Genomic DNA, 26,713 nt, shown 5'->3' with positions numbered 1-26,713 from the left:
TTGATTTCCCTTTTAATTAATGATTATGCGGTTCAAAATCAGATGAATGCATTTGTAAATAACGCAATACACGTTTGCCTGTCTGTTGATCAATGTTAGTAAAGCCCACCATTCCATTGAATAATCCGATCCATGTATTAGAATCAAAGTGTTTAACATCAGGTTGTTTATGACAAGTACTGCATTGAGTCTTATAAGTTTCTTCAGCTTTCGCCCAAAGCGAATCAATGTCCTCAATTAATTGTGAACGCTCAATCCATACTTGTAATTTTACTTTTTGCCAAGTTAAGCCAGTGATTGGATCGTCAATACTTTCTAGTACTTGGTATTTTGGTTCATTGTCTAACGACATAAATTCTTTAGTTAATACAGCATCTGTAATATTTTTACCAAATTGATTATACCAAATACGCCCAAAACCTTTATCTTTTCGCCACATTCTTAGCTCAATTAAATCCGCTTTTGGTGTTGTTTTGACAAAATGTACTGGCACGCCACTTTCTAAATAACCAATTTCTTGTTTTAATTCTTCATCGAAGAAAAACGGTACGTTATTTTGTGTATAGTAAGTTTTTTCAGCAGTTAAAGAATCTGATGATAAACCTTTTGACTTTTTATTTTCGTTAGAAGATTTTGGTAGATGATGAGCAATACCTTTATGACAGTCAATACAGCTTTGATCAGTTTCAGCTGCACGCATCATCGCATTACGAGCTGTTTCAGACATTTTATCAAATTGCATCCGATCATAACTATGACAAGCTTTACATTCGGCTGAACCATTTGCAGACATCCTAGCCCACTCTCTTTCTGCCATTTCTAAGCGTTTTTTTTCAAAATCAGATTTATTTTTAATGCCACCTGTTAATTCTACCCAAATTTCTTTAGTGGCTTGAATTTTGCGTATATATTTTGGAATTGTGCTATGAGGCAAATGGCAATCAGGACAACCAGCAGAAACGCCTTTTTCATTTGACCAGTGTGCGGTTTGTTTTAGTTCCTCTAATGGATAAGTCATTGAATGACAGCCAACACAAAACTCTTCTTGGCTCGTATGATCTAGTACAGCATTGAAAGCTATCCAAGCAACAACGCCAGCTACAGCTCCACTGAATAGCAAAACACCTAAGCCAATTTTAGCAGATGGTTTAAGGAAAAACCGTTTGATGCTTTTGAATATGTTCATTTTTCCCCCAAAAGAAAATAAAGTAACTTATTAACGTGAACAAATATATTCTACAAATTTTTTCATTTTAACATTTTAATATGATAAAAATCTTTGTTGGAGATCAAATTTGTTAAAATATTCAAGAGATTTATTTTTTATATCATTGCATTTATTGCAATATTAATTACCAATAATATCAATTTACGCAATATTGAAATGGCGTATAATTGAATTTAGAGTAAATGCAGATACAACAAAATAGTTTTTATATAAAGAGGGTTAAAAAAATGGCTAATTATTTTAATACATTAAATTTACGTCAACAGCTTGAACAGTTAGGGCATTGTCGCTTTATGGATCGTAATGAATTTGCTGATGAAGCGAATTTTTTGAAAGGTAAAAAAATTGTGATTATAGGATGTGGTGCTCAGGGGCTGAATCAAGGGCTAAATATGCGAGATTCTGGTCTAGATATTAGCTATGCACTGCGTTCAGAAGCAATTTCTGAAAAACGAGCCTCATTTAAGCGTGCTAGCGAAAATGGATTTAGTGTTGGAACTTACCAAGAATTGATTCCAGTGGCAGATTTAGTGATTAATTTGACTCCCGATAAACAGCATTCCAAAGTGATCGCTGATGTGATGGGGCTGATGAAACAAGGTGCAGCATTAGGTTATTCCCACGGATTGAATATTGTTGAGGTGGGAGAACAAATTCGTAAAGATATTACAGTCGTAATGGTTGCCCCAAAATGTCCAGGAACAGAAGTAAGAGAAGAATATAAACGTGGTTTCGGCGTGCCAACCCTAATCGCTGTTCACCCTGAAAATGATCCAAAAGGCGAAGGGTTAGCTATCGCAAAAGCATGGGCAGCCGCAACAGGAGGACATCGTGCAGGTGTCTTGGAGTCTTCTTTCGTCGCTGAAGTGAAATCTGATTTAATGGGAGAACAGACGATTCTTTGTGGAATGTTACAAGCAGGTTCGATCGTTTGTTACGATAAATTAGTTGCGGAGGGTAAAGAACCTGCGTATGCAGCCAAATTAGTACAATATGGTTGGGAAGTGATAACTGAAGCATTGAAACAAGGTGGTATTACATTGATGATGGATCGTCTGTCTAATAGTGCAAAGTTACGTGCTTTTGAACTCTCTGAACAAATTAAAGAAAAATTAGATTTCTTATTTAAAAAACATATGGATGATATTATTAGTGGTGAGTTTTCACGTATTATGATAGAAGACTGGGGAAATGATGATGTAAATCTATTAACTTGGCGTGAGACAACAGGGAAAACAGCTTTTGAAAATGCACCTAAAGGCGATGGCATTAAAATCACTGAACAGGAATATTTTGACAACGGTGTGCTAATGATTGCTATGGTAAAAGCAGGCGTTGAATTAGCTTTCGATACTATGGTTGCTAGTGGTATTTATGAGGAATCAGCATACTATGAATCGTTACATGAGCTACCATTAATCGCAAATACTATTGCACGTAAACGCTTATATGAAATGAATGTAGTGATTTCTGACACAGCTGAGTACGGTAACTATTTATTTGCCAATGTAGCGGCTCCGATTTTAGCTAAAGAAATTATTCCAAGTCTTCGAGTTGGTGACTTAGGTGAACCAACCCCAGTAATAGAAATTGATAACATTGTATTACGTGAGGTAAATGATGCTATTCGTAATCATCCTATTGAACTTGTAGGACAAGAATTGCGTGGCTATATGACAGACATGAAACGTATTTCATCTCAAGGTTAATTGAATTTAATCACCAATCAGCAAAGAGCGGTCAATTTTTTTAAAATTTTGACCGCTCTTTTTGTTTCACTATGCTGCTTTTACTAATTCCCAACTTTGATCGGACTTAATTTGTAAATATTGATTATGATGCTGAAGTAGAGTGGAACGATGTCCTACGCTAATAATTGTCATTTCTGGTAATTCGCTTTCCAACAAACGATACATTGCATCTTCTAACCCTTCATCCATACTTGAGGTTGCTTCATCTAAAAAAGCCGCAGTAGGTCTAGATATTAATAAACGAGCAAATGCCAAACGCTGTTGTTCCCCCAAAGAAAGTTGTGCTGTCCAATCATTTTCTTGCTCTAATTTATCTACTAAATGACCTAAGTTAACTTTTCTAATAATGTCTTTTGTTACAGTTAAATCTTCGTTTTCAGGTACTGATTGCGGATAGTAAATAGCATCAACTAAACGCCCCTGTGGAAGATAGGGCTTTTGTGAGAGAAACAAAGAATTTTGCGGGCGAGTTACGATACCCTCTGAGTAAGACCATAATCCAGCAACAGTCCTCAACAATGTAGTTTTTCCGATCCCAGAAGGACCTTGTATTAATAGTCGACTACCTTTAACTAGACTAAGATTTAAATCCTTAATCAAATTTTTACCATTAGGAGTGTTTACATCTAATTGGCTGAATTCTACTTTATCTTCATGATCTTGCATCTGTATTTTTGAAGGTTCATTAACAGTGTTAATAGCAGTATGAAAACCAGTTAAACGATCTAACACTGCACGATAACCAGCAAAATCGTCGTATGAATTACGATAGTAAGATAGAGAAGATTGCACTCTTCCAAACGCAGAAGCTGTTTGGATTAAATCGCCTAACTTAATTTGACCACTAAAAAACCGTCCAGCTTGAATTAAATAAGGGAAAATTATTGAAATTTGACTTACACCAAGATTAAACCCTGATAATTTCAAAGTGCGGTACACCATTTGCCAAATATTTTTTATGACTTTATCAAATTGCTTTAATAATAGATTTTTTTCTATTTTTTCACCGCAGTAGAATGCAATACTCTCTGCATATTCTTTTAGACGAATTAATGAGTAACGGTAGTTTGCATTGAGTCGTTCATTAGCAAAATTAAGAGAAATCAAAGGCTTACCTATTTTAAATGCAATTAAGCTGGTTATTAATACATAAATAAAGACGAGAAATACCATCATATGTGGGATTTCAATGCCCATAATATTCATCGGTCCTGATAAATTCCACAGAATACCAGTAAAGGCGACTAAAGATACCGTCGATGAAATCATTCCTGTTGCAAAGTTTAGCGAATTAGATACATAAGAATTAATATCTTGCTGAATTCGTTGATCAGGGTTATCCAGTTGGTTAGCTGTATACTGTGTTTTATAGTAAGCTTGGTTTGCAGTCCATTTATCTAGCATGCGTTTATTAAGCCAAGTTCGCCAACGGATTTCACACCGCTTAGTTACATAATAAGTGAGTAGAACATTACAAATATGAATACTTGCAACAACAGCAAAAACGATCATTTGTTGCCAAAAATGCGTTGCATTCATTTCTTGCAAGGCATTGTACAATGCTCTATGCCAGTTAGTTAATAAAATGTCTAAACGGACAGATACTAAATCAAGCAATACGATTGCCCAAAAATAACACAAAGGTTTAATGCTATGTTTAGGTGAAATGTAATCTTGTGCTAACAGCCAAAATTGATGCCCCCAACGAGTTGTTCTTGCTAAAATATATACAAGAAGAGAAAACGCCACGCTTGCAATAAGCAAACTAGTAAAAATCCATGAAAGAGAGGCAAGTAATTCTTCAAACCAATTCATTTTTATTATTCCAAATTAAGCAGATTATCTGCTGAGTAGTACTATTTAATAATCTTGTTCAAATATTGTTAAAAAAAATCCCTGATTAATCAAGAAAAATGTGATCTATATTCAACTTTTTGTTTTTAGTTAATTTTTTTTATTTTTAGGACGGTATAATTAAAAGTAGAGAATTTTTTATGGAAAAACAATTATGAGTGATATTGCAATTACTATTGGAATTTTGGCCATTGTAGCTATCATTGGTCTGTGGATTGGTCATTGGAAAGTGCGTGGTGTGGGGCTTGGTGTTGGTGGAGTACTATTCGGTGGAATTATTGTAGCTCACTTTATGCAACAAAACAGCGTACAGCTTGACTCGCATACACTACATTTTATTCAGGAATTTGGGCTTATTTTATTTGTTTATACTATCGGTATTCAAGTCGGTCCAGGTTTTTTCTCATCTTTGAGAGAGTCTGGATTAAAATTGAATGGGCTAGCTGTGCTAATTGTCTTTATAGGGGCATTAACGGTTGTTGTATTATATAAAACTTCTGGAATTCCATTAGATATTATACTCGGTATTTACTCAGGTGCAGTGACTAACACACCAGCTTTAGGTGCAGGTCAACAGATACTATCAGAATTAGGTATGTCACATACGACTAGTAATATGGGTATGGCATATGCAGTAGCATACCCTTTTGGGATTTGCGGTATTTTGTTAGTTATGTGGCTAGTGCGGTTATTTTTTAAGATAAAAGTAGATCAAGAAGCTCGTAATTTTCAAAAGGAAAGTGGTCAAGATAAAGAAACGCTATATTCAATGGATGTTAAAGTCACTAATCAAAATTTAGAAGGACTGCGTTTAATTGATATTCCAGGTTTCGATAATGAGGAGATAGTTTGTTCTCGATTACGTCGAGAAGATGACGTTGTTGTACCACAAGCGGATACTATCATTCAGCTTAATGATTTATTGCACTTAGTAGGTGAGCTAAGTGCGGTTAGGAAAATGAAAATTATAATTGGTGAAGAAATGAATTTACCAAAATCCACTTTTACTGGTAATTTGCATTCTGAACGAATAGTTGTAACAAATGAAAAAGTATTAGGTAAACGTATTAAGTCACTTGGCATTCACCAAAAATATGGCGTAGTAATTTCTCGGATAAATCGTGCTGGAGTAGAGCTTGTTCCAACTGGTAATACTGTTTTGCAGTTTGGTGACGTATTACACATTGTTGGGCATGAGGATGTGATTGGAAATGCTATTGCTTTATTAGGGAACGTGCAACAAAAGCTTCAGCAAGTACAAATGTTACCTGTGTTTATTGGTATTGGATTAGGCGTGCTGTTAGGCTCAATCCCTTTTTATGTACCAGGTTTTCCTGTTGCATTAAAATTAGGGTTAGCAGGTGGTCCTTTGGTGATAGCTTTAATTTTGGCTCGAGTTGGTAGCATTGGCAAACTTTATTGGTTTATGCCACCAAGTGCTAACTTGGCACTACGAGAAATAGGGATTGTGCTATTTTTATCTGTAGTGGGGCTTAAATCAGGTGGACATTTTGTGGATACTCTTGTCAATGGTCCTGGTTTAGAATGGATGGGGTATGGAATTTTAATGACTCTTATTCCGTTAATTTTAGTTGCGTTGATAGCGAGATTATATTTGAAATTGAATTACTTAACGCTATGTGGCTTGTTAGCAGGATCAATGACTGACCCACCAGCACTAGCTTTTGCTAATGCGATTAAAGAAGATAGTGGTGCAGCAGCTCTTTCTTATGCGACAGTATATCCTCTAGTCATGTTTTTACGGATTATTTCGCCACAATTGCTTGCAATTTTGCTTTGGTCATTTCTATAGTGATTATTGATAGGAACGAAATTGAGTGTAATTAATATATTTTAATAGTGTAAAGTTTTATTTATAATCTTATATTATGTAGCGTCAATATCACAAAGCCAAGTGTTGCTGGTCCGAACACTTGACTTATTTTTTAAATTTCATTGTGTTATGTAGTAACTTTCTTTACTATTCCCACCGATTTTATTTTTATATAAATTTTATACAACCCAATTAAGGTATCCTAATGAAAGTCAATATTTTTACTAAAATAATTTTATCTTCGGCATTGTTTTCTGTAGCAGGAGGAGCAAGTGCAGCAGCATTTCAATTAGCGGAAGTGTCTTCTTCTGGTCTTGGTCGAGCTTTCTCAGGGGAAGCAGCTATCGCAGAAAACGCCTCAGTAGTCGCGACAAATCCAGCATTAATGACCATGTTTAAAAATAAGCAATTTTCTGTTGGTGGCATTTATGTTGATTCAAGAATTCATTTGAAAGGTAAGGTTGAACTGGGCGTAGGCTCTGACACAAATCTAATGCAAGTAGATGGCTCAAATAATAATGTGGTACCTGGAGCATTGGTGCCTAATCTCTATTTTGTTGCACCTATTAATGATAGATTTGCATTAGGTGCAGGCATGAACGTGAATTTCGGTTTAAAAAGTGAGTATAAGAAAGATTATTCAGCTGGCGTATTCGGTGGTACAACTGAATTGGGAACGGTAAATTTTAATATTAGTGGAGCCTATCGTGTTACCAAGGGATTAAGTTTTGGGTTAGGTTTAAATGCAGTATATGCAGGAGCAAAAGTAGAACGTACAGCCGGGATATTGAGTGATGTATTAAAATTACAAGATAAAAAAATTGCTGGTAGAGATGGAAGATATGAACAATTAGCAAAACTTGAAAAAGAGTATGAAGAAAAAGTTAAATTATTAGATCGGATTACTGAAGTTGAGCGTAAAAAAGACTTGGTTGCTCAATTAGAATCATATAAAAAAGGAATTGAGAACGCACACTTCGTCATTAATACAGCTAAAGAAGTGCAAGGTAAAGAGCATGTAGTAACTCGCTTAGAAGATAAAAATGCATGGGGATTTGGTTGGAACGCAGGATTAGTTTATGAATTTAATGAAAGAAATCGCGTTGGTTTAGCATATCACTCTAAAGTTGATATTGACTTTAGGGATCGAAATGCACTGAGCTACGCCCCTTCTGCAACAAAAACAACGGAAGAGTTTATAAGAGATCATAGAATCGCTGTTATTGGTAGTGGCGGTTTAACCTTGAATTTACCTGCTTATTGGGAGATTTCGGGTTTTCATCAGTTAACAGATCGGTTTGCTGTGAGTTATAGCTATAAATATACTCAATGGAACCGTTTCAAGAAATTACATGCTAAATATGATGATGGCAAAGAAGCATTTAGTAAAAACGAAAACTACCGCAACAACTCTCGTTTAGGATTAGGGGTAAGTTATGATGTTAATGATAATTTAAGATTACGAGCAGGTATTGCTTATGACGAAGCCGCTGCTGAGTCTCATCCAAGTGCATCTATTCCAGATACTGACCGCACTTGGTTTAGTTTAGGGGCAACTTATAAGATTACTCCGAATTTATCTGTTGATGCAGGGTTTGCTCACTTACGTGGTAAGAAAGTTAACTTTATTGAACAACAATTTTTCGCTGGTGGTGTTGCTAATATTAAAGCCACTTACCAATCAACAGCAAAAGCTAATCTTTATGGTTTGAATCTGAATTACAGTTTCTAACGACTAAAAAATTACGTATTATAAGCCTGCCGAATTGCAGGCTTTTTTGTGTTTAAGAGAAATTTAAATTTAAATAAAAAAATCAACGATGATGAACATTTATTATTGTTATGAGGATTCCCCAGTGGGGAAATTATTGCTGTTGGCTCAGCGAAATAAATTGATCTACCTAAAATTTGAAACTGAACAAACTATACTTAATGATAATTGGATTTTAAAGGAAGAATTACCGCTCTTTTTACAAGTGAAAACGATGTTAAAACGCTATTTTGATGGCGAGAAAGAAACTTTTTCAGGTGTTCCATTGAATCCTTATGGGACAAATTTTCAGCACCGAGTTTGGCAAGCATTATTGAAAATCCCTTATGGACAGAGTTTCAGTTATAGTAAATTAGCAGTGGATATTGGGTATCCTAAAGCATTTCAAGCAGTGGGTGGAGCGGTAGGCAGAAACCCTATTAGCATTATTATTCCTTGTCATCGAGTATTGGGTAAGGACTGCTCATTAACGGGATTTGGCGGTGGATTGACTATTAAAAGGCAACTATTAGATCTTGAGCATATATTTTACCTTGATAAAAGAGTAGAATTTGTTAAACCTAAATCATTAAAAAATATAAAATTTAACCGCACTTTATGAGACCTAAAAATGAACAAGAACTGTTAGCAAGGGCTGAGTCTATCGCAGGGCTGACGTTAAGTGAATTAGCCAGTCAATGGCATATCGCAATTCCTCCCAACTTAAAACGAGATAAGGGGTGGGTTGGAATGTTGATTGAAACAGTATTAGGAGCTACTGCGGGAAGTAAGGCAGAACAAGATTTCAATCATTTAGGAATAGAACTAAAAACGATTCCTATTAATTCAAAAGGTTATCCTCTAGAAACTACATTTGTCAGTCTTGCTCCGCTTACTCAAAATAGTGGTATTATTTGGGAAAATTCTCATGTTAGACACAAATTAGCAAAAGTGCTTTGGATTCCTGTAGAGGGTATGCGACAAATTCCTTTAGCTGAACGAAGAATCGGTTGCCCAATATTATGGCAGCCAAGTGCTGATCAAGAGCAACGCTTGCGATTAGATTGGGAAGAATTAATGGACTACATTGTGTTAGGTAAAATTGAGGAAATTAATGCACACTTAGGTGAAGTGCTACAATTGCGTCCTAAAGGAGCAAATAGCCGTTCTTTAACAAAAGGAATTGATAAAAATGGTCAAATTATCAACACATTGCCTTTGGGGTTTTATTTGCGAAAGCAATTTACCAGCGAAATTTTGCAACAATTTATGCAAAATGGCTGATTTCTCTTTTAATTTACTACATAACTAGATAATATTTTCATTACAGTTATTTAATAGGAAATAAATTATGTTTGAATGGATTATGAATCCTGAAGCGTGGGTGGCGTTGTTGACGCTGACCGCTTTGGAAATTGTATTAGGTATAGATAATATTATATTGATTAGTATATTAGTATCTCGTTTGCCTACCGCACAACGTCAACCAGGGATAATTATCGGGCTAAGCTTGGCAATGGTAATGCGAATTTTATTATTAATTTCATTGGCATGGATGATGAAGTTAACTGAGCCACTGTTCACAGTCTTTAATCAAGAAATATCTGGTCGTGATATTATTTTATTAGTAGGGGGGCTGTTTTTAGTCGCTAAAAGTACACATGAAATTCATCATGCGATGCAACCAGAGTTTACTGAAAATGGAAAAGAAATCGAAAAGAAAAGAGTAAGTTTTGTCAGCGTCCTTGTGCAAATAGGTTTGCTTGATATTGTATTTTCGTTGGATTCTGTCATTACTGCTGTGGGAATGGCAAGTCATGTTCCTGTAATGGTCATTGCTATTATTATTGCTGTATTAATTATGATGTTGGCAGCAAAACCTATAGGAGATTTTGTTGAAAGTCATCCAACTCTTAAGGTGTTAGCATTATCTTTTTTAATTTTAGTAGGGGTTGCTTTAATGGGAGAAGGAATGGATATGCATATCCCTAAAGGGTATATTTATTTTGCTATGGTATTCTCTGTTATAGTGGAAATGATCAATATTAAAATGAGAAAACATTTACTGAAATAATTGAACGATTTAATCGCTGTTCGTTCTATATCGTTAAAGATAATCAAACTAGAAATAATAGACAGTTAAAATAATCGCAAACGTTTGCTTTGAGTGGTATAATGTCGAAATTGAATGTTGTCAGAAAATAGGAAGAAAGGTGAGTAAACAATCATTAAGTTATAAAGATGCTGGCGTGGACATCAATGCTGGTAATCAGTTAGTAGAAAGAATCAAACCTGATGTAAAAAGAACCAATCGTCCTGAAGTAATTGGTAATTTAGGAGGGTTTGGGGCGTTATGTGCGTTGCCGAATAAATATAAAGAACCTATTTTAGTATCTGGTACAGATGGAGTTGGCACCAAGTTACGTCTTGCTATTGACTTGAATAAACATGACACTATTGGTATAGATTTAGTGGCAATGTGTGTAAATGATCTTATTGTACAAGGTGCAGAGCCTTTATTTTTCCTTGATTATTATGCGACTGGAAAATTAAACGTTGATGTAGCGGCGAGTGTCATTAAAGGCATTGCTGATGGTTGCGAACAAGCAGGCTGTGCTCTGGTTGGCGGCGAAACAGCAGAAATGCCAGGTATGTATCACTTAGGCGATTATGACCTAGCTGGATTCTGTGTTGGTGTAGTTGAAAGATCAGAAATTATTGATGGTTCAAAGATTAAAGCAGGAGATGCCTTGATAGCATTGGGTTCGAGTGGTCCTCATTCAAATGGCTATTCTCTGATACGCAAAGTAATTGAGATTACAGGAATTGATCCTTCTCTCATGCAATTAGAAGGAAAACCCTTTGTTGAACAAGTACTTGCCCCAACTAAAATTTATGTTAAATCCGTGTTGCAATTAATTAAACATGCTGATGTGCATGGAATTGTTCATTTGACAGGCGGTGGTTTTTGGGAAAATATTCCACGTGTGTTACCTCATTCCCTCAAAGCGGTGATTAAAGAACAAAGCTGGACATGGCAACCAATTTTTCGTTGGTTACAAGAAAAAGGTAACATAACACAGCATGAAATGTACCGCACTTTTAATTGTGGTGTTGGCATGGTGATAGCACTACCGCAAGAAGATGTAGAAACAGCAATTGGTTTATTACGTCAAGCTGGGGAAGAAGTATGGCAGATAGGACATATTGAGCATGCTCAAGAGGGTGAAGATCAAGTTGTAATTTATTAATAACAAATTGAAATTATTATAGATATAGCAGCATATTCGTTTTTGTCAAAAATAGGTGGAGATCCACCTATTTTTATCTGAGTTGGTTTAAGCTGCAACCATCACCATTGCAGGGCGAATTACTCGGCCATTCAATAAATAGCCCTTTTGTAATACAGTAGTAATTTGATTGCTTTCAAATCCTTCAGTAGGTTGCATGGAAATTGCTTGATGTAAATCTGGATTAAAGCTCTCCCCAATTTCACCTACAGATTCAATACCGAATCTCGCAACTGTTGCCAATAAACCTTTTAGCGTTAAATCAACTCCATCAATTAATGCTTTTACAGTTTCATCTTCCTTATTTGCAGGCGTTGAGATCGCTCGTTCTAAATTGTCAATAGTCTCTAACAAGTCTTTAGAAAATTTTTCTAAAGCAAATTTATGTGCTTTTTCCACATCTTGTTCAGCTCGACGACGAATATTATCAATTTCAGCACGAGTTCTTAACAAAATATCTTGTTCTTTTTTCACTGTCTCTGTTAGCTGATTTTCAAGCTCTTGTATACGATCTATAGCTTCTTTTAATTCATTCGTATTATCGTCTTTTTCTATAGTTTTTTCGATCTCTGATTGTAGTTGTGATTCAGTTTCAGTTTCTACTGTTGTATTTTCGACTTTCTGATCTTCTGACATGTTTTACTCCGTTTAATTAAAAGATTTTACCTATTGTAACAAAAATTAGAAAAATTAATATATTTGCTGCTATACTATAAAAGATAACACCATTTCTAATATGGTTATTTTATTTTTAAATTCAATAGAGGCGGTTTTATACTAACGAAATAAATATGTCCAGCCATAATTTAATTGATAGTAATATATTACACTCTTCTTTCCATACTATAGGGTTAGTTGGCAAGCCGAGAAATGATGTTAATCTGCAAATGCATAAAAACATTTTTCAATGGCTTCTTGAACATGGCTATGAAGTTTTAGTTGAGACAGAAATAGGCGAAAAATTAGAACTCCCTCGTCACTATCTTGCTGATCTTGATGAAATTGGGCATTTAGCTCAGTTGGCAATAGTGATTGGTGGCGATGGAAATATGTTAGGTAGAGCTAGGGCTTTAGCAAAATATGATATAGCACTGATTGGTATTAACCGTGGTCATTTAGGTTTTTTAACTGACATTGATCCTAAAAATGCTTATGCTCAGCTTGAATCTTGCTTAGAAGATGGTGATTTCTTTGTAGAAGAGCGGTTTTTATTAGAAGCTTCTGTTGAGCGTGATGGTCAGATTATTACTTGTAGTAATGCAGTAAATGAAGCTATTATTCACTCAACTAAAGTAGCTCATATGATTGACTTTCATGTTTATATTGATGATAAATTTGCTTTTTCTCAAAGTTCAGATGGTCTGATTATTTCTACTCCCACAGGATCAACCGCTTATTCACTTTCTGCTGGTGGTGCTATTCTTACCCCTCAGTTAAATGCAGTTACTTTAGTTCCAATGTTCCCACACACACTTTCTTCTCGTCCATTAGTGATTGATGGTGATAGTAAAATTTCAATTCGTTTTGCTGAATATAATACTTCTCAATTAGAGGTTGGATGTGATAGTCAAGTTACTCTTACTTTTACTCCCGATGATATAGTTCACGTTTATAAAAGTAAGCATAGATTACGTTTGCTTCATTTAAAAAATTATAATTACTATAATGTATTAAGTGCAAAATTAGGTTGGTTAAGAAATTGTTCATAAATCCCGATAAAAACTTTACTGTATATAAAAACAGGTGTATACTAATACATATACAATTTATTGGGTTTTATTATGCTACAGCAGCTGAGAATTAATAATTTTGTGCTTGTTCATCGTTTAAATATTGAGTTTTCTCAAGGAATGACGGTTATTACTGGTGAAACTGGAGCGGGGAAGTCAATTGCTATTGATGCCTTGAACCTATGTCTTGGACAGCGAGCAGACATCAGTATGCTAAGAGAAGAAAAAGAACGCACAGAAGTTTGTGCAACATTTCAGATTGAAAAATATAATTCAGCTTACCAGTGGTTAGAACAACGAGAATTACAAGATCAAGATAATCCTGAAAATTGTATTTTACGTCGCGTTATAAATTCAGATGGACGTTCAAAAGCATTTATTAATGGCATACCTGTCTCAGTAACACAACTTAAAGAAATCGGACAGTATCTTATTCAAATAAATGGACAACACACTTCTCAGTTGCTTTTAAAGAATGACTATCAACTTAAATTATTAGATGATTTTTGTGAAAATCATCTAATACTAAAGAAAATGCATAAAGATTATTATGCTTGGGTAAAGTTAAAGCAACAGGTAGCTAATTTCCAAAAAAAATGTGCAGAAAATGAGGCAAAAAAACAATTATTGCAATACCAAATTGAAGAATTGGATCTATTTGATCTGAAAGAAGGAGAATTCAATGAATTGGAAAGTGAATATCATCGTTTATCTAATAGTGAAGAATTGATCGAGCTTTCTCAATCTACTTTGCGATTACTGAGTGAAGATGAAAATGTTAGTATATTTTCGTTACTGCACAAAACAAATCAAGATGTTGATAAATTATGTGAACTTGATCCTAAATACGTAGAAGTACAAAGCATGCTACAAGAGGCTTTAATTCAAATTCAAGAAGCTACTTCAGAAATACAATCTTTGTCGTCAAACATAGAACAAAATTCGGGATTATTGTTTGAAATTGAACAACGAATGAGTCAGGCATTACAATTGGCGAGAAAACATCATATTAAAGCAAGCGAATTAGTTGAGTTGCATAGAACATTAAAATCGGAACTTGAGAGGTTAATAGATTTTTCTGAAAGTGAAGATATATTGATCGAACAAGAGCAACAAACCTATCATTTAATGTTAGAGACAGCACAGATTTTAAGCGATAGACGCCAACAAGGAGCAAAACGGCTTTCATCAGCGGTTAGTAAATCTATTAAAAAATTATCAATGGAAAATGCAGAGTTTTCTATTATATTAGAATCAGAACAAAACAAAGTAACATCCAGTGGTATTGATAATATTACTTTCATGTTAAAAGCAAATTTAGGACAACTAAATCAACCTTTAGTTAAAGTCGCTTCAGGAGGAGAACTATCTCGCATTGCATTAGCATTACAATCATTAACAGCAGATAAATCTTCTATACCTACTTTGATTTTTGATGAAATTGATGTAGGGATTAGTGGTGCCACGGCAAGTGTCGTAGGTAACTTATTGAGAAAATTAGGGAAAAAATGCCAAGTAATCTGTGTAACTCATTTACCACAAGTAGCTTGTTGCGGAGAACATCATTTTATTGTTGAAAAGTACACTGAAAATGAAAAAACTACAACTAAAATGACCGCTCTTTCTCAAGAACGGCGAGTTGACGCTCTAGCTAAGTTACTGGGTGGAAGTAAAATAACAGATACTGCTATTGCAAATGCACAGGAAATGTTAAGTCAACTTGCGTGATTTTGTAATACCATAAAAAATGCTGATATGTCGTTATCAGCATTTTTAAGCTACAACCTAAGGTTTATAAATAATTTCTATACCTTCCTCATCTTCTTCGGACCAATCTTCCCAATCATCATCCTTTTCTTCATTACATTCATTTTCAGAAAGTTGCTGGTAGTGATAATCATCCCATTTGAACTTAATTTCCTCAGTTTTTGTTTCTGCTTCTTGTTCTTCCTGACGTGGATTTTGCTCAATAAAATCCATAATATCACGGCAAAGTGCAGTAACATTTTTATTAGTTGCTGCTGAAATTAAATAATAACGACCTTCATACCCTAAGCGTTCAACAATTTCTAATGCTCTTTGTTGAGCTTCTTCATCAGACATAGTATCAATTTTATTGAAAACTAACCAACGTGGTTTATTAGCAAGATTTTCACTATACTTAAATAATTCTGTTTCAATAATAGCAATATTATCTGCTGGATCGCTTTGATCGATAGGAAAAATATCAACTAAATGAATTAAAACTCGACAACGCTCAAGATGTTTTAAAAAACGAATACCTAGCCCAGCTCCTTCTGAAGCCCCTTCAATTAGACCTGGTATATCCGCTAACACAAAACTTCGATTTGAGTCAATGTGCGCTACGCCTAAACTAGGGACAAGAGTAGTAAAAGGATAATCTGCAACTTTAGGTTTTGCCGCTGAAACAGCACGAATAAATGTTGATTTCCCCGCATTTGGTAAGCCTAGCATTCCAACATCGGCTAATAACATTAGTTCTAACTGTAGATATCGCTTCTCACCTGGTGTTCCATTCGTTTTTTGACGAGGAGCACGATTTACAGAGGATTTAAATCTAGTATTACCTAAACCATGATAGCCACCTTTTGCAATCAACATCTTCATACCATGTTTAGTTAAATCTCCTAGAATTTCTTTAGTATCATTATCTGTTGCTCTTGTTCCTACAGGTACTCGTAATGTAATATCTTTACCACGTCGTCCTGTACAATTTGAGCTTCGACCATTTTCTCCTCGCTCTGCAGTAAATAGTTTTTCAAAACGGTAATCAATTAAAGTATTTAAGTTTTCATCGGCAACTAAATATACATCACCACCATCGCCACCATCACCACCATCAGGTCCACCTTTCGGTATATATTTTTCACGGCGAAAACTTATACAACCGCTTCCACCATCACCTGCTTCAACTCTGATTAAAGCTTCATCAATAAATTTCATTTCATCTCCTAAATCTTTTTATGCTTTATAAACTTATGTCCAATTGCAGATATAATAGCACCTAACACAACAATGATTGCTCCCACGTAACTGATCATATTAAGTTGCGGTTTAGCAAAAAAGTGCGGTTGAATAAAATGAGCCAAGTGTGAGAATATAATTGTAAATAATGGTACGAGGGTAATTACCACACTGACTTTTGCAACTTCCCAACGATTAAGTGCTTCTGCATAAGCTCCATAACCAATTAATGTATTACAACAACAATAAATGAAACAAATTAATGTTAATCCATTTAAAGTTTGAATTTGTGGAAAATCAGCTACAGGAGTAAACACAACTGCACACCAAAAATACATTAATAATAGCACTTGTTGTGAACTGAATTGACGTAGCATTAATTTCTGTGCTAAGCCGTAAGCAACCCAGATTAGTGCGGCACCAATGCTTAAAATTACACCAAACAAGTAATTTCCCGCTGTCAATAAATCAGCTATATTGTCATTGAAGAACAAGCATAACCCCAAAATTACGATCAACAAGCCAATTTTTTGGTGGATCCCTAATTTTTCTTTAAAAATAATTACGCCACATAGCAACATAGCAAAAGAGGATAAATGAGAAAATATTTGTGTCACTGAAGGTTCCACAAATTTAAGTGAATAATTGAACAAGGCAAAATTACATGCCATACCTATTACACCGAATACTAACAATCCCATATAGTAGCGATTAAATTGCGATAATTTTGGTAATTTTTTGCTTAGTCCTAATAAAATAAACAATATTAAAGTAGCGATTGTAAAGCGATACCATACGATTGTTTGTGTACTCATTGCGGTTAGGACTTGTTTTAATGCTATTGACAAAGAACCCCATGCCATAGCAGTAATCAATGCAAAAAAAAAGCCCAACAGCGGTTGTTGTTTCATTTTTATTCCTTTGATCTCACAACTTACATAGCATTGATAATAGCATATCTATTAAACAAAATGCACAAAAAAAGCCTCACAGCATAGTGAGGCTCCTATTATTCAATCAAAGTAAATTATTCAGCAACAATACTCACGTATTTACGGCTTTTATCACCTTTTACTTCAAATTTAACTTTACCATCGGCAGTTGCGAACAAAGTATGATCTCTTCCCATACCTACATTCGTACCTGCGTGGAATTTTGTACCACGTTGACGAACAATAATGCTACCTGCTAATACAGATTCACCACCGAAACGTTTAACACCAAGGCGTTTAGCTTCAGAATCACGACCGTTACGAGTTGAACCACCAGCTTTTTTAGTTGCCATCTTCTAGATCTCCTCTGAAATTATGCTTGAATCCCAGTGATTTTTACTTCGGTAAACCACTGACGATGACCTTGTTGTTTACGGCTATGTTTACGACGACGGAATTTAACGATCTTAATTTTTTCGCCACGACCGTGTGCTACAACTTCAGCCACTACTTTGCTACCAGCTAAAACTGGTGCACCGATTTTAACATCTTCACCATTAACGACCATTAACACTGAGTCAAATTCAACTTTTTCGCCAGTTGCAAGTTCAAGTTTTTCTAAACGAACTACTTGACCTTCGCTCACTCGGTGTTGTTTGCCGCCACTTTGGAAAACTGCGTACATATATACTCCGCTTTATATCGTGCTCATAATAATTTATTCAGCACATTTAAAATTCATCTAAATAGGTGGCAGATTTTACGGAAAAAATGACTTGATAGCAAGAATTTATTTGCAATAAAGCAAAAAATCTGATTATTGTGGGGTTTAGTTTCAGAAATTAGATAAAATCGGTTACAATCAACCACATTTTAGTTTATTTGTTGAATATTCACTTGCAATGACACAAAAGACAGTTCTTATGGATATAAATGCTATTCAAACTTTAATTGATGAAGATATGCAAAAAGTCAATCAGACAATTTTAGCTCAGTTAGATTCTGATGTGACACTGATTAATCAGCTTGGTTATTATATTGTGCAAGGTGGGGGAAAACGTATTCGTCCTATGATCGCATTACTTGCAGCCAATGCCTTAGGTTATCAAGGTAATGATCATATTATTTGTGCGGCTTTCATTGAGTTTACTCATACAGCGACTCTGTTACATGATGATGTTGTTGATGAGTCTGATATGAGACGAGGAAAACCAACAGCAAATACTAAGTTTGGTAATGCGGCAAGTGTATTAGTTGGAGATTATATTTACACTCGTTCTTTTCAATTAATGACTCAAACTAACTCATTGAAAATACTAAAAATCATGTCTGATGCGACTAATGTCATTGCTGAGGGCGAAGTGCAACAGCTCATGAATATTCATGATCCGAATACTACAGAAGAAAACTACATGCAAGTAATTTATAACAAAACAGCTCGTTTGTTTGAGGCAGCAACGCAATGTGCTGCAGTAGTAGCAGGAGCTTCTCAGGAGATTGAACTTGCATTACGAAATTATGGGCGTTATCTTGGAACGGTATTTCAACTCGTTGATGATGTGTTAGATTACAGTGCAAATGCACAATCTTTAGGAAAAAATGTAGGTGATGATTTAGCTGAAGGAAAGCCTACATTGCCTTTGTTGCACGCTATGTGGCAAAGTAGTGCAGAGAAAGCTGATTTGATTAGAACTTCAATTGAGCAAGGTGGTAAACGAGAAAATTTGAAGGAAATTCTAGATATTATGTCTGAATGTAACTCTTTAGACTATGCTATGGATAAAGCAAAACAAGAAGCTCAAAGAGCAGTAGATTCTATTCAAATTTTACCTGAAACGCCTTATAAACAGGCACTGATCGCTCTAGCACTTCTTTCTGTTAATAGAACTTATTGATAAGTAAGATATTTATGCTTAATGAAAATGAAAAAAGTGCGGTTAATTTATCGCATAAAAAACAGAAAAAAGATCAAAGTAATGTAGATACTCCTTATATCCGACCAAAACTTGAGTTACCAAATGGATATAGAAAGCTTCTTTTACATACCTGTTGTGCTCCCTGTTCAGGAGAAATTATTCAGGCTGTGATGGCTTCAGATGTAGAGTTTACAATTTATTTTTATAATCCAAATATTCATCCTCATCGAGAATATTTAATTCGTAAAGATGAAAATAAGCGGTTTGCTGATAAAAATGGTATTCCATTTATTGATGCAGATTATGATCGAGATGATTGGTTTAAGCGGACAAAGGGTATGGAAAACGAACCCGAGAGAGGAAAGCGTTGTACAATATGCTTTGATATGCGTTTAGAACGTACCGCACTTTATGCCCATGAAAATGGTTTCCCTATATTCGCTACAAGTCTTGGGATTTCAAGATGGAAAAACATGGAACAAGTTTATGACTGTGGTCGCCGTGCAGCGGCACGTTATGACAATGTGTTATTTTGGGATTTTAATTGGCGTAAAAATGGTGGTTCTGCTCGTTCTGATAAATTACGTAAAGAGGAACAATTCTATAAGCAGGAATATTGTGGTTGCGTTTATTCTTTGCGAGACGTGAATAAATGGCGACAAGAAAATGGACGAAATAAGATTGAAATCGGTAAACAATATTACAGCTTAGATTAAATTATAAACTAGGTGAACGGAATTTAAGACTAATGAGAACAAGATCAAGTCATCAATATAAACCGACAATGATTGGTTCAAACTATGACAACTAGTAATTTTTGCGAAGTGATTATTATTGGAGCAGGTGCTTCGGGTTTGTTTTGTGCATTTCAGCTAGCTAAGAAAGGAAAACAAGTTGCTGTTTTCGATAACGGAAAACAAATTGCTCGTAAAGTTCGCATTTCTGGTGGTGGATTTTGTAATTTTACTAACTTGGATGTCAATGCAAGTCACTACCTCAGTCAGAATCCACATTTTGTGAAATCAGCGTTAGCTCGTTTCAACCAATGGGATTTTATCAGTTTGATTTCACAACATAACATTACATATCACGAAAAAGAGTGCGGTCAATTATTTTGTGATAATGGTTCTCAACAAATTGTTAATTTACTCGCTCATGAATGTGAACAATATAATGCCGCTATTTATTTACGACAGCATGTTGATAAAATAGAGTTGCTTGAAAAGCAAAAATTTTCTTTACTTATTAATAAAAAAATTTGGCATTGCCAACATTTGATAGTAGCAACGGGTGGATTATCAATGCCTGCTTTAGGTGCCACCCCTTTGGGGTATCAAATTGCAGAGAATTTTGGTTTAAATGTAGTCCCTCCACGAGCAGTGTTAGTGCCTTTTACTTGGCGTGAAAATGATAAATTTTACACTGCACTTTCAGGAATTGCTTTACCTGTTGCTGTTACAGCTAAATGTGGTAAGTCTTTTCAAGGAAATTTATTGTTTACTCATCGCGGTATTTCAGGTCCCGCAGTGCTACAAATTTCTTCTTATTGGCAACCTAATGAAAGTATTGAAATAGATTTATTGCCTGATCAAAATATCATAGAAACTTTACAAAAGTTTCAACAAAAATCACCTAAAATTCATCTAAAAACGGCTATTTCGAAATTTCTGCCAACTAAATTAGTCGAAATCTGGTTACAAAAACAATTTATTCAAGACGGCACACTGGCTAATATAAGTAAAGTGAAATTAGAAAATTTGAGTAATCTTATTCATCACTGGCAATTTTACCCTAATGGCACAGAAGGCTATCGCACCGCAGAAGTAACGCTTGGTGGTGTGGATACTAATGAAATTTCATCAAAAACAATGGAAAGTAAAAAAGTTCGTGGTTTGTACTTTATTGGTGAGGTAGTTGATGTAACTGGTCAACTAGGCGGATATAATTTTCAATGGGCTTGGAGTTCAGCCTTTGCTTGTGCAGAAGGTATCGTGAATGGATATTAAAATTTGTTAGATGTTAACCGCACTTTTGTATCGAAAAGTGCGGTATTTTTTTGTGTTAATTAATAAAATAACCAAAATGGAATGCCAGATCCAAATATATCAAAAAAAGCATGGGCGAGTCCGAAAGGTACAAGGCTTTTTATTTTTGATCTAAATAGAATTAATATAACGCCTAATAAAATAGTATTCGCAGCATAAATCAATCCTTGATAGGTATGAAAAGAAAAACGCACGAGTAAGCTAAAAATCAATGCGTGTATAAGCCATTTTCTGGGTACGGCAAAAATAAGTCCTAGAAAGAAAATTTCTTCAAAAAAGCCATTTAAAAAAGAAAAAGCGACTAACCAAAAATTCAATGAATCAAAGAAGTCTGAGGCAATACTAGAATATTGTTCCGAAATATCTGCATTCTCAGCAAACTCAATTGACATATCGGTGGGCAATGCAAAGTAGAGGAAAACTTCTGTTGAAATAGCGACAACAATAATGATTGCTATAGTCAATAGTATAGTTTTTTTATCGATAGAAAAATTAAGTTGTCTAAAGTCGAAGTAACGATAACGTAAGTAGAGTGTAGCTAAAGCAAGAGAAATAATTTCTTCAATAATCCCCCCAATATTAGCATCATCCCCAAAGTTAAAACTATCAGCAGTAGCAACTAGGGCTTCTTCTAGTGAAAAAAAATGTAAAGTTGATGAAGTAATTGGCCATCCCCAAAAAATAATAGTTAAAACAAGTAAATCGACCATAGTGAGGTGTTTCTTTAACGCTTTCACAATTGTTCCTTTTATAAAATTAAGTTTATATCATACAGAGTAAAGAAAATGCGTTTCATTGTAAACATAGTGTGAGGTCTGTCCACTTAGAAAAAATATTTTTAATAGGTATTTGTGTTTGATTATTTTATTTTGATTGTTAATATCGATTAAATTGATGTGTTGTATTAACTTTTTAAAAAGGCGTATAATCCTAAGCGAACCCATTACTTTCTATTCTACTTAAGAGAGGTGTTTATGTCTAAATGTCCATTTGATCATCAATCAAAAACCTTGACGAATGCAGCAGGATCTCCAGTTGCAGATAATGATAATACAATGTCTGCTGGTGCGAAAGGTCCGTTGTTACTACAAGATGTTTGGTTTCAAGAAAAATTAGCTCATTTCGCACGTGAACGTATTCCAGAACGTGTGGTACATGCTAAAGGTTCTGCCGCTTATGGTACATTCACTGTAACCAATGACTTAACTAAGTACACTAAAGCTGCATTATTTAGCGAAGTAGGTAAGCAGACAGAAGTGTTATTGCGTTTTTCTACTGTAGCAGGTGAGCGTGGTGCTGCCGATGCTGAACGTGATGTACGCGGTTTTTCTTTAAAATTTTATACTGAACAGGGTAACTGGGATTTAGTGGGTAATAACACGCCTGTGTTTTTTATTCGTGATCCATTGAAATTTCCTGATTTTATCCATACACAAAAACGTAATCCACAAACTAACTTGCGTGATGCTGATGCCGCTTGGGATTTTTGGTCTCGTCATCCTGAATCTTTACACCAAGTAATGATTCTATTTAGTGATCGTGGTATTCCAGCAACATTACGCCATATGAATGGTTATGGTAGCCATACTTATAGTTTTGTTAATGCAAATAATGAGCGTTTTTGGGTAAAATTCCACTTTAAAACTCAACAAGGTCATAAGTTCTTCACTAATGAAGAAGCGGCAAAAGTAGTGGGCGAAGATCGTGAATCAAGCCAAAAAGATTTATATGAAGCCATTGAAAGAGGCGAATTTCCACGCTGGAACGTGCAAGTTCAAATTATGCCTGAAGCTGAAACTAACAATCATAACTATACTTTTGATTTAACCAAAGTATGGCCGCATAAAGATTATCCGATGATTGAGTTAGGTGTATTAGAATTAAACCGTAATCCGCAAAATTATTTCGCTGAAGTTGAACAGGCTGCATTCGCACCGTCTAATAATGTACCTGGTATTGGTTTCTCACCAGATCGTATGTTACAAGGTCGTTTGTTCTCTTACCAAGATGCACAGCGTTATCGTTTAGGCGTTAATCATCATCAAATTCCAGTAAATGCACCAAAATGCCCGTATCATACAACTCATCGTGATGGTGCTATGCGTGTTGATACAAATGGTGGATTGCATCCTAACTACGCACCAAATCGTTTTGATACTTATTTACCAACTTATGATCAAGTATCAATGCAAATTGAACGTGAGGCGGCTCATTTTAATTTCCGTGAATATGATGAGGATTATTATTCTCAACCAGCCGCACTTTATGCATTGTTTGATGCTGAACAAAAAGATCGTTTAGCTGGTAACTTTGCTGCAGGTTTATCTGCTGTTACGGCAAAAGAAACAGTAGAAAAACAGCTTGCTCATTTTGAAAAAATTAGCAAAGAATTAGCTGATGCGGTTCGTACAAAATTAGCAAAATAATTGGTGAATAACATCAAAGTATGTAAAAAAATCACCGCACTTTTTTGAAGTGCGGTGGTTTTTTATTTAATTTTTATCTAAGTTTAATAACAATTAAAGTTTAGTTAAATCAACTAAAGCATCTGGTTTGATGTCTTTGATTGTTTGGTTTGATGTCAGCGTCATTGCTACTCGCATTTCTTTCTTGAAAATATCAAGCATATTTTCTACACCAGCTTGTCCTTCTGCACCCAAGGCATACACAAAAGAACGTCCGAGCATACAGGCATCAGCCCCTAATGCAATCATTCTTACTATGTCTAAACCATTACGAATACCTGAGTCAGCTAAAATTTTAATGTCATCTTTTACTGCGTCAGCAATTGGAGGTAATGCTCTTGCACTAGATAACACGCCATCAAGTTGACGACCTCCGTGATTAGAAACGATAATTCCGTCAGCTCCAAAACGAACGGCATCTTTAGCATCTTCAGGATCTAAGATCCCTTTGATCACCATTGGACCATCCCAAAATTCACGAATCCATTCTAAATCTTTCCATGAAATAGATGGATCGAAATTTTCTGTTAGCCAGCCAATATAATCATCTAAACCTATTTCGCGTCCTAAATATTTAGATACGTTACCAAGCGTATGAGGTTTACCTTTAATACCAACATCCCATGCCCAAAATGGATGGAACATTGCTTGTAGTACACGGCGAATTTCTTTATAAGGTCCACTCATTCCTGAGTGCATGTCACGATATCTTGCTCCAGGTGTTGGCATATCTACAGTAAATACAAGGGTTGAACAGCCCGCAGCTTTTGCTCTTTCAAGGGCGTTTTTCATAAAACCACGATCTTTTAATACATACAATTGAAACCACATCGGTCGTTTGATTGCTGCAGTGACTTCTTCAATTGGACAAATAGAAACAGTGGAAAGTGTAAATGGAATTCCTTTGTTTTCTGCCGCTTTTGCTGATTGTACTTCTCCACGCCGAGCATACATTCCTAACGCACCGACAGGTGCAAGCACTGCGGGCATTGATAATTTTTCACCAAATAATTCAATTTCAGTATCCAATTGGGACATATCTTTTAATACACGCTGACGAAGTGCAATATTTTCTAAATCTGCCACATTACGGCGAAGAGTTTGCTCTGCATAAGAACCGCCGTCAGCATAGTGAAACATAAATGGGGGAACTTTGCGACGAGCGGCTTTTTGATAGTCATTTGCAGATGAAATAATCATAATAAACCTCTTTTTATTCTGATGGGTGAGAACAATATTTTAACAAAATTAAAAAATAATGAAAATAATTATTATTATTTCGTTGTAAATTGGTTGTAAAAATACTGCACTTATATTAATAGAAAATGAGAATAACTATAATTAATAGAAAATAAGTATTAATTCCATTGGTTTTATAAATTAAATTTATTGTTCTAGATCAATAATAACACTACATATTATGTGGAATAATTAGAGCGTCTTTTTGGATATTGGAGGATTTATGAAAAAAGTGTCAGTATTAGCACTTATTGTAATTATTGCTGTTGGGGGGATTGTGGGGTATGTCAATTCTTTTGACAAAGAACAATCAGAGAAATTGTTAGCTCAAGCTAACTTAACAGGTGAGGATCAAAAAGTAGCGAAAGTTTTATATGACAATGGTTGTCAATATTGTCATAGTCCAAATGCAGAATTACCGTTTTATGCAAGTGTACCAGTTGTTAGTAATATGCTTGAAAATGATATAGAAGTTGGTAATCGTTTTTTCCGTCTTGATAGAATGATCAGTAGTTTGAAAGATTCTACTAAATTATCAGAAGCAGATTTAGCTAAATTAGAACGCGTAGTTATTAACGATGAAATGCCAATTGCAAAATTTACCGCACTTCATTGGGGAAGTAAGCTTGATGATCAAGAAAAACAAACATTAATTGACTGGATTCATAATAAAAGAGCGACATTTTTACCAAAAGATACAGAAGGTACGGATGTCACTCGTTTTGTCCAACCGATTCCCGATAAATTAGATACAGATCCTAGCAAAGTAGCATTAGGTCGGAAAATTTATCATGATGGACGTTTATCAGGCGATGGCTCGATTCAATGTCATACTTGTCATCAATTGAAAAAAGGAGGGGTAGACGGATTACCTGTTTCGGAAGGTATTTTTGGTCAGAAAGGCGGAATTAATGCACCAACTGTCTATAATGCTGCATTCAATTCATGGCAATTCTGGGATGGAAGAGCGAAAACTTTAGCAGATCAAGCTGGAGGACCACCGTTGAATCCAATTGAAATGGGGTCAAAAAACTGGGAAGAAATCATTGCTAAGTTTGAAAAAGACGAAGAATTTAAAAAAGAGTTTTTATCTGTATTCCCTGAGATTTCAGACAAAACTTTAACTGCTGCAATTGCAGAGTTCGAAAAAACCTTGATTACACCAAACAGTGCTTTTGACCGCTATTTGAAAGGGGATAAAGAGGCTTTAACACCAGCTCAAAAAAGAGGCTATGAGATCTTCCAATCAGCAAAATGTGATACTTGCCATACTGGTATAGCTATGGGTGGACAATCTTTTGAATATATGGGTTTATACGGAAATTATTTTGAAGATCGTAACAAACCGTTAGCAGCTGAAGATGATGGTCGTTTCTCACATACTAAAGATCCAAGTGATAAACATAAGTTTAAAGTACCTACTTTACGTAATGTTGCCTTGACTGCTCCTTATATGCATGATGCTACAGCAAAAGACTTAAAAGAAGCTGTACGTATTATGGCAGTGTATCAAAGTGGTAAAAGTTTGAGTGAACAAGAAATTAATGATGTAGTATCATTCTTGGAATCACTCACAGGTGAACTTGATGGCAAATTATTAACTATTGAAAAATAATTAAAACTTATAATTACCCTGAGATAAAAACGATCTGCTTAGCAGATCGTTTTTTATTCTTTAATTCATTAAAAAATCT

The 26,713-nt window shown here is 35.1% G+C and carries 23 protein-coding genes; 14 read left to right on the top strand and 9 right to left on the bottom strand.

Features of this window, described 5'->3' with window-relative positions; all coding sequences use genetic code 11:
* Window positions 1-16 precede the first annotated feature (16 nt).
* Window positions 17-1,186 carry a pentaheme c-type cytochrome TorC gene (torC, locus tag ACFQ02_RS04235; RefSeq protein ID WP_380819741.1) on the bottom strand — a complete coding sequence of 390 codons (1,170 nt, stop codon included), beginning with the start codon at window positions 1,184-1,186 and terminating at the stop codon, window positions 17-19.
* A gap of 269 nt (window positions 1,187-1,455) precedes the next feature.
* Between torC and ilvC the strand changes: the two genes are divergently transcribed.
* The gene (gene ilvC / locus ACFQ02_RS04230; protein WP_380819739.1) at window positions 1,456-2,937 is read left to right on the top strand and encodes a ketol-acid reductoisomerase; all 1,482 of its coding nucleotides are present in this window, start codon (window positions 1,456-1,458) and stop codon (window positions 2,935-2,937) included.
* 69 nt (window positions 2,938-3,006) lie between these two features.
* On the opposite strand, the gene ACFQ02_RS04225 is transcribed toward ilvC, so the two are convergent.
* Window positions 3,007-4,794, bottom strand: a complete 1,788-nt coding sequence (locus ACFQ02_RS04225; protein WP_380819737.1) for an ABC transporter ATP-binding protein/permease — start codon at window positions 4,792-4,794, stop codon at window positions 3,007-3,009.
* Window positions 4,795-4,987: 193 nt separating this feature from the next.
* On the opposite strand from ACFQ02_RS04225, the gene ACFQ02_RS04220 reads away from it, so the two are divergent.
* The 6 genes from ACFQ02_RS04220 to purM all read left to right on the top strand — a co-directional run bounded on the left by ACFQ02_RS04220 (window position 4,988) and on the right by purM (window position 11,668).
* A complete protein-coding gene (locus ACFQ02_RS04220) occupies window positions 4,988-6,646 on the top strand; it encodes a putative transporter (RefSeq protein ID WP_380819736.1) in 1,659 nt (552 codons plus the stop codon).
* A 226-nt stretch (window positions 6,647-6,872) separates the two neighbouring features.
* A complete protein-coding gene (locus tag ACFQ02_RS04215; RefSeq protein ID WP_380819733.1) occupies window positions 6,873-8,399 on the top strand; it encodes a porin in 1,527 nt (508 codons plus the stop codon).
* Between the two features lie 88 nt (window positions 8,400-8,487).
* Complete coding sequence (locus tag ACFQ02_RS04210) at window positions 8,488-9,039, top strand: methylated-DNA--[protein]-cysteine S-methyltransferase (protein ID WP_380819731.1); 552 nt, start codon at window positions 8,488-8,490, stop codon at window positions 9,037-9,039.
* Window positions 9,036-9,701: a DNA mismatch repair endonuclease MutH gene (gene mutH / locus ACFQ02_RS04205; protein WP_380819728.1), complete on the top strand. Its 666-nt coding sequence runs from the start codon at window positions 9,036-9,038 to the stop codon at window positions 9,699-9,701. Before ACFQ02_RS04210 ends, mutH begins: the two co-directional genes overlap by 4 nt.
* A 67-nt stretch (window positions 9,702-9,768) precedes the next feature.
* On the top strand, window positions 9,769-10,491 hold the full coding sequence (locus ACFQ02_RS04200; protein WP_380819725.1) for a TerC family protein: 723 nt from the start codon (window positions 9,769-9,771) through the stop codon (window positions 10,489-10,491).
* Between the two features lie 139 nt (window positions 10,492-10,630).
* Window positions 10,631-11,668 (top strand): phosphoribosylformylglycinamidine cyclo-ligase, encoded by a 1,038-nt coding sequence (purM, locus tag ACFQ02_RS04195; RefSeq protein ID WP_380819722.1) that lies wholly within the window; start codon window positions 10,631-10,633, stop codon window positions 11,666-11,668.
* 87 nt (window positions 11,669-11,755) lie between these two features.
* Here purM and grpE read toward each other — a convergent pair whose 3' ends face one another.
* Window positions 11,756-12,343: a nucleotide exchange factor GrpE gene (grpE, locus tag ACFQ02_RS04190; protein ID WP_380819719.1), complete on the bottom strand. Its 588-nt coding sequence runs from the start codon at window positions 12,341-12,343 to the stop codon at window positions 11,756-11,758.
* Window positions 12,344-12,498: 155 nt separating this feature from the next.
* Between grpE and ACFQ02_RS04185 the strand changes: the two genes are divergently transcribed.
* Window positions 12,499-13,416 (top strand): NAD(+) kinase, encoded by a 918-nt coding sequence (locus ACFQ02_RS04185; protein ID WP_380819716.1) that lies wholly within the window; start codon window positions 12,499-12,501, stop codon window positions 13,414-13,416.
* A 72-nt stretch (window positions 13,417-13,488) separates the two neighbouring features.
* A complete protein-coding gene (gene recN / locus ACFQ02_RS04180) occupies window positions 13,489-15,165 on the top strand; it encodes a DNA repair protein RecN (protein ID WP_380819714.1) in 1,677 nt (558 codons plus the stop codon).
* A 57-nt stretch (window positions 15,166-15,222) separates the two neighbouring features.
* On the opposite strand, the gene cgtA is transcribed toward recN, so the two are convergent.
* The 4 genes from cgtA to rplU all read right to left on the bottom strand — a co-directional run bounded on the left by cgtA (window position 15,223) and on the right by rplU (window position 18,039).
* Window positions 15,223-16,401 carry an Obg family GTPase CgtA gene (gene cgtA, locus ACFQ02_RS04175; protein ID WP_380819711.1) on the bottom strand — a complete coding sequence of 393 codons (1,179 nt, stop codon included), beginning with the start codon at window positions 16,399-16,401 and terminating at the stop codon, window positions 15,223-15,225.
* A gap of 8 nt (window positions 16,402-16,409) precedes the next feature.
* Complete coding sequence (locus ACFQ02_RS04170) at window positions 16,410-17,333, bottom strand: DMT family transporter (RefSeq protein WP_380819708.1); 924 nt, start codon at window positions 17,331-17,333, stop codon at window positions 16,410-16,412.
* 116 nt (window positions 17,334-17,449) lie between these two features.
* Entirely contained in the window at window positions 17,450-17,707 is a 258-nt protein-coding gene (rpmA, locus tag ACFQ02_RS04165; protein ID WP_380819705.1) for a 50S ribosomal protein L27, read from the bottom strand.
* 20 nt (window positions 17,708-17,727) lie between these two features.
* Window positions 17,728-18,039: a 50S ribosomal protein L21 gene (rplU, locus tag ACFQ02_RS04160; RefSeq protein ID WP_380819703.1), complete on the bottom strand. Its 312-nt coding sequence runs from the start codon at window positions 18,037-18,039 to the stop codon at window positions 17,728-17,730.
* A gap of 238 nt (window positions 18,040-18,277) precedes the next feature.
* Here rplU and ispB point away from each other — a divergent pair, with 238 nt between their 5' ends.
* The 3 genes from ispB (at window position 18,278) to ACFQ02_RS04145 (ending at window position 21,276) form a co-directional block, all read left to right on the top strand.
* Window positions 18,278-19,249: an octaprenyl diphosphate synthase gene (ispB, locus tag ACFQ02_RS04155; protein ID WP_380819701.1), complete on the top strand. Its 972-nt coding sequence runs from the start codon at window positions 18,278-18,280 to the stop codon at window positions 19,247-19,249.
* 14 nt (window positions 19,250-19,263) lie between these two features.
* Window positions 19,264-19,986, top strand: coding sequence for an epoxyqueuosine reductase QueH (locus tag ACFQ02_RS04150; protein ID WP_380819699.1), 723 nt, complete (start codon window positions 19,264-19,266; stop codon window positions 19,984-19,986).
* 84 nt (window positions 19,987-20,070) lie between these two features.
* Window positions 20,071-21,276 carry a BaiN/RdsA family NAD(P)/FAD-dependent oxidoreductase gene (locus tag ACFQ02_RS04145; RefSeq protein WP_380819697.1) on the top strand — a complete coding sequence of 402 codons (1,206 nt, stop codon included), beginning with the start codon at window positions 20,071-20,073 and terminating at the stop codon, window positions 21,274-21,276.
* A 59-nt stretch (window positions 21,277-21,335) separates the two neighbouring features.
* On the opposite strand, the gene ACFQ02_RS04140 is transcribed toward ACFQ02_RS04145, so the two are convergent.
* The gene (locus tag ACFQ02_RS04140; protein ID WP_380819695.1) at window positions 21,336-22,052 is read right to left on the bottom strand and encodes a CPBP family intramembrane glutamic endopeptidase; all 717 of its coding nucleotides are present in this window, start codon (window positions 22,050-22,052) and stop codon (window positions 21,336-21,338) included.
* Window positions 22,053-22,289: 237 nt separating this feature from the next.
* On the opposite strand from ACFQ02_RS04140, the gene ACFQ02_RS04135 reads away from it, so the two are divergent.
* Window positions 22,290-23,741, top strand: a complete 1,452-nt coding sequence (locus ACFQ02_RS04135) for a catalase (RefSeq protein ID WP_380819692.1) — start codon at window positions 22,290-22,292, stop codon at window positions 23,739-23,741.
* A 93-nt stretch (window positions 23,742-23,834) separates the two neighbouring features.
* On the opposite strand, the gene lldD is transcribed toward ACFQ02_RS04135, so the two are convergent.
* Window positions 23,835-24,980 carry an FMN-dependent L-lactate dehydrogenase LldD gene (lldD, locus tag ACFQ02_RS04130; protein ID WP_380819689.1) on the bottom strand — a complete coding sequence of 382 codons (1,146 nt, stop codon included), beginning with the start codon at window positions 24,978-24,980 and terminating at the stop codon, window positions 23,835-23,837.
* A 262-nt stretch (window positions 24,981-25,242) separates the two neighbouring features.
* Between lldD and ACFQ02_RS04125 the strand changes: the two genes are divergently transcribed.
* On the top strand, window positions 25,243-26,634 hold the full coding sequence (locus ACFQ02_RS04125; protein ID WP_380819686.1) for a cytochrome-c peroxidase: 1,392 nt from the start codon (window positions 25,243-25,245) through the stop codon (window positions 26,632-26,634).
* The last annotated feature ends 79 nt before the right edge of the window (window positions 26,635-26,713 follow it).

The sequence above is a fragment of the Seminibacterium arietis genome, assembly GCF_042675725.1.
GTDB classification, from domain to species: Bacteria; Pseudomonadota; Gammaproteobacteria; order Enterobacterales; family Pasteurellaceae; genus Seminibacterium; species Seminibacterium arietis.
The sequence above is the reverse complement of the archived record's forward strand: the minus strand, read 5'-3'. Positions and strand labels throughout refer to the sequence as shown.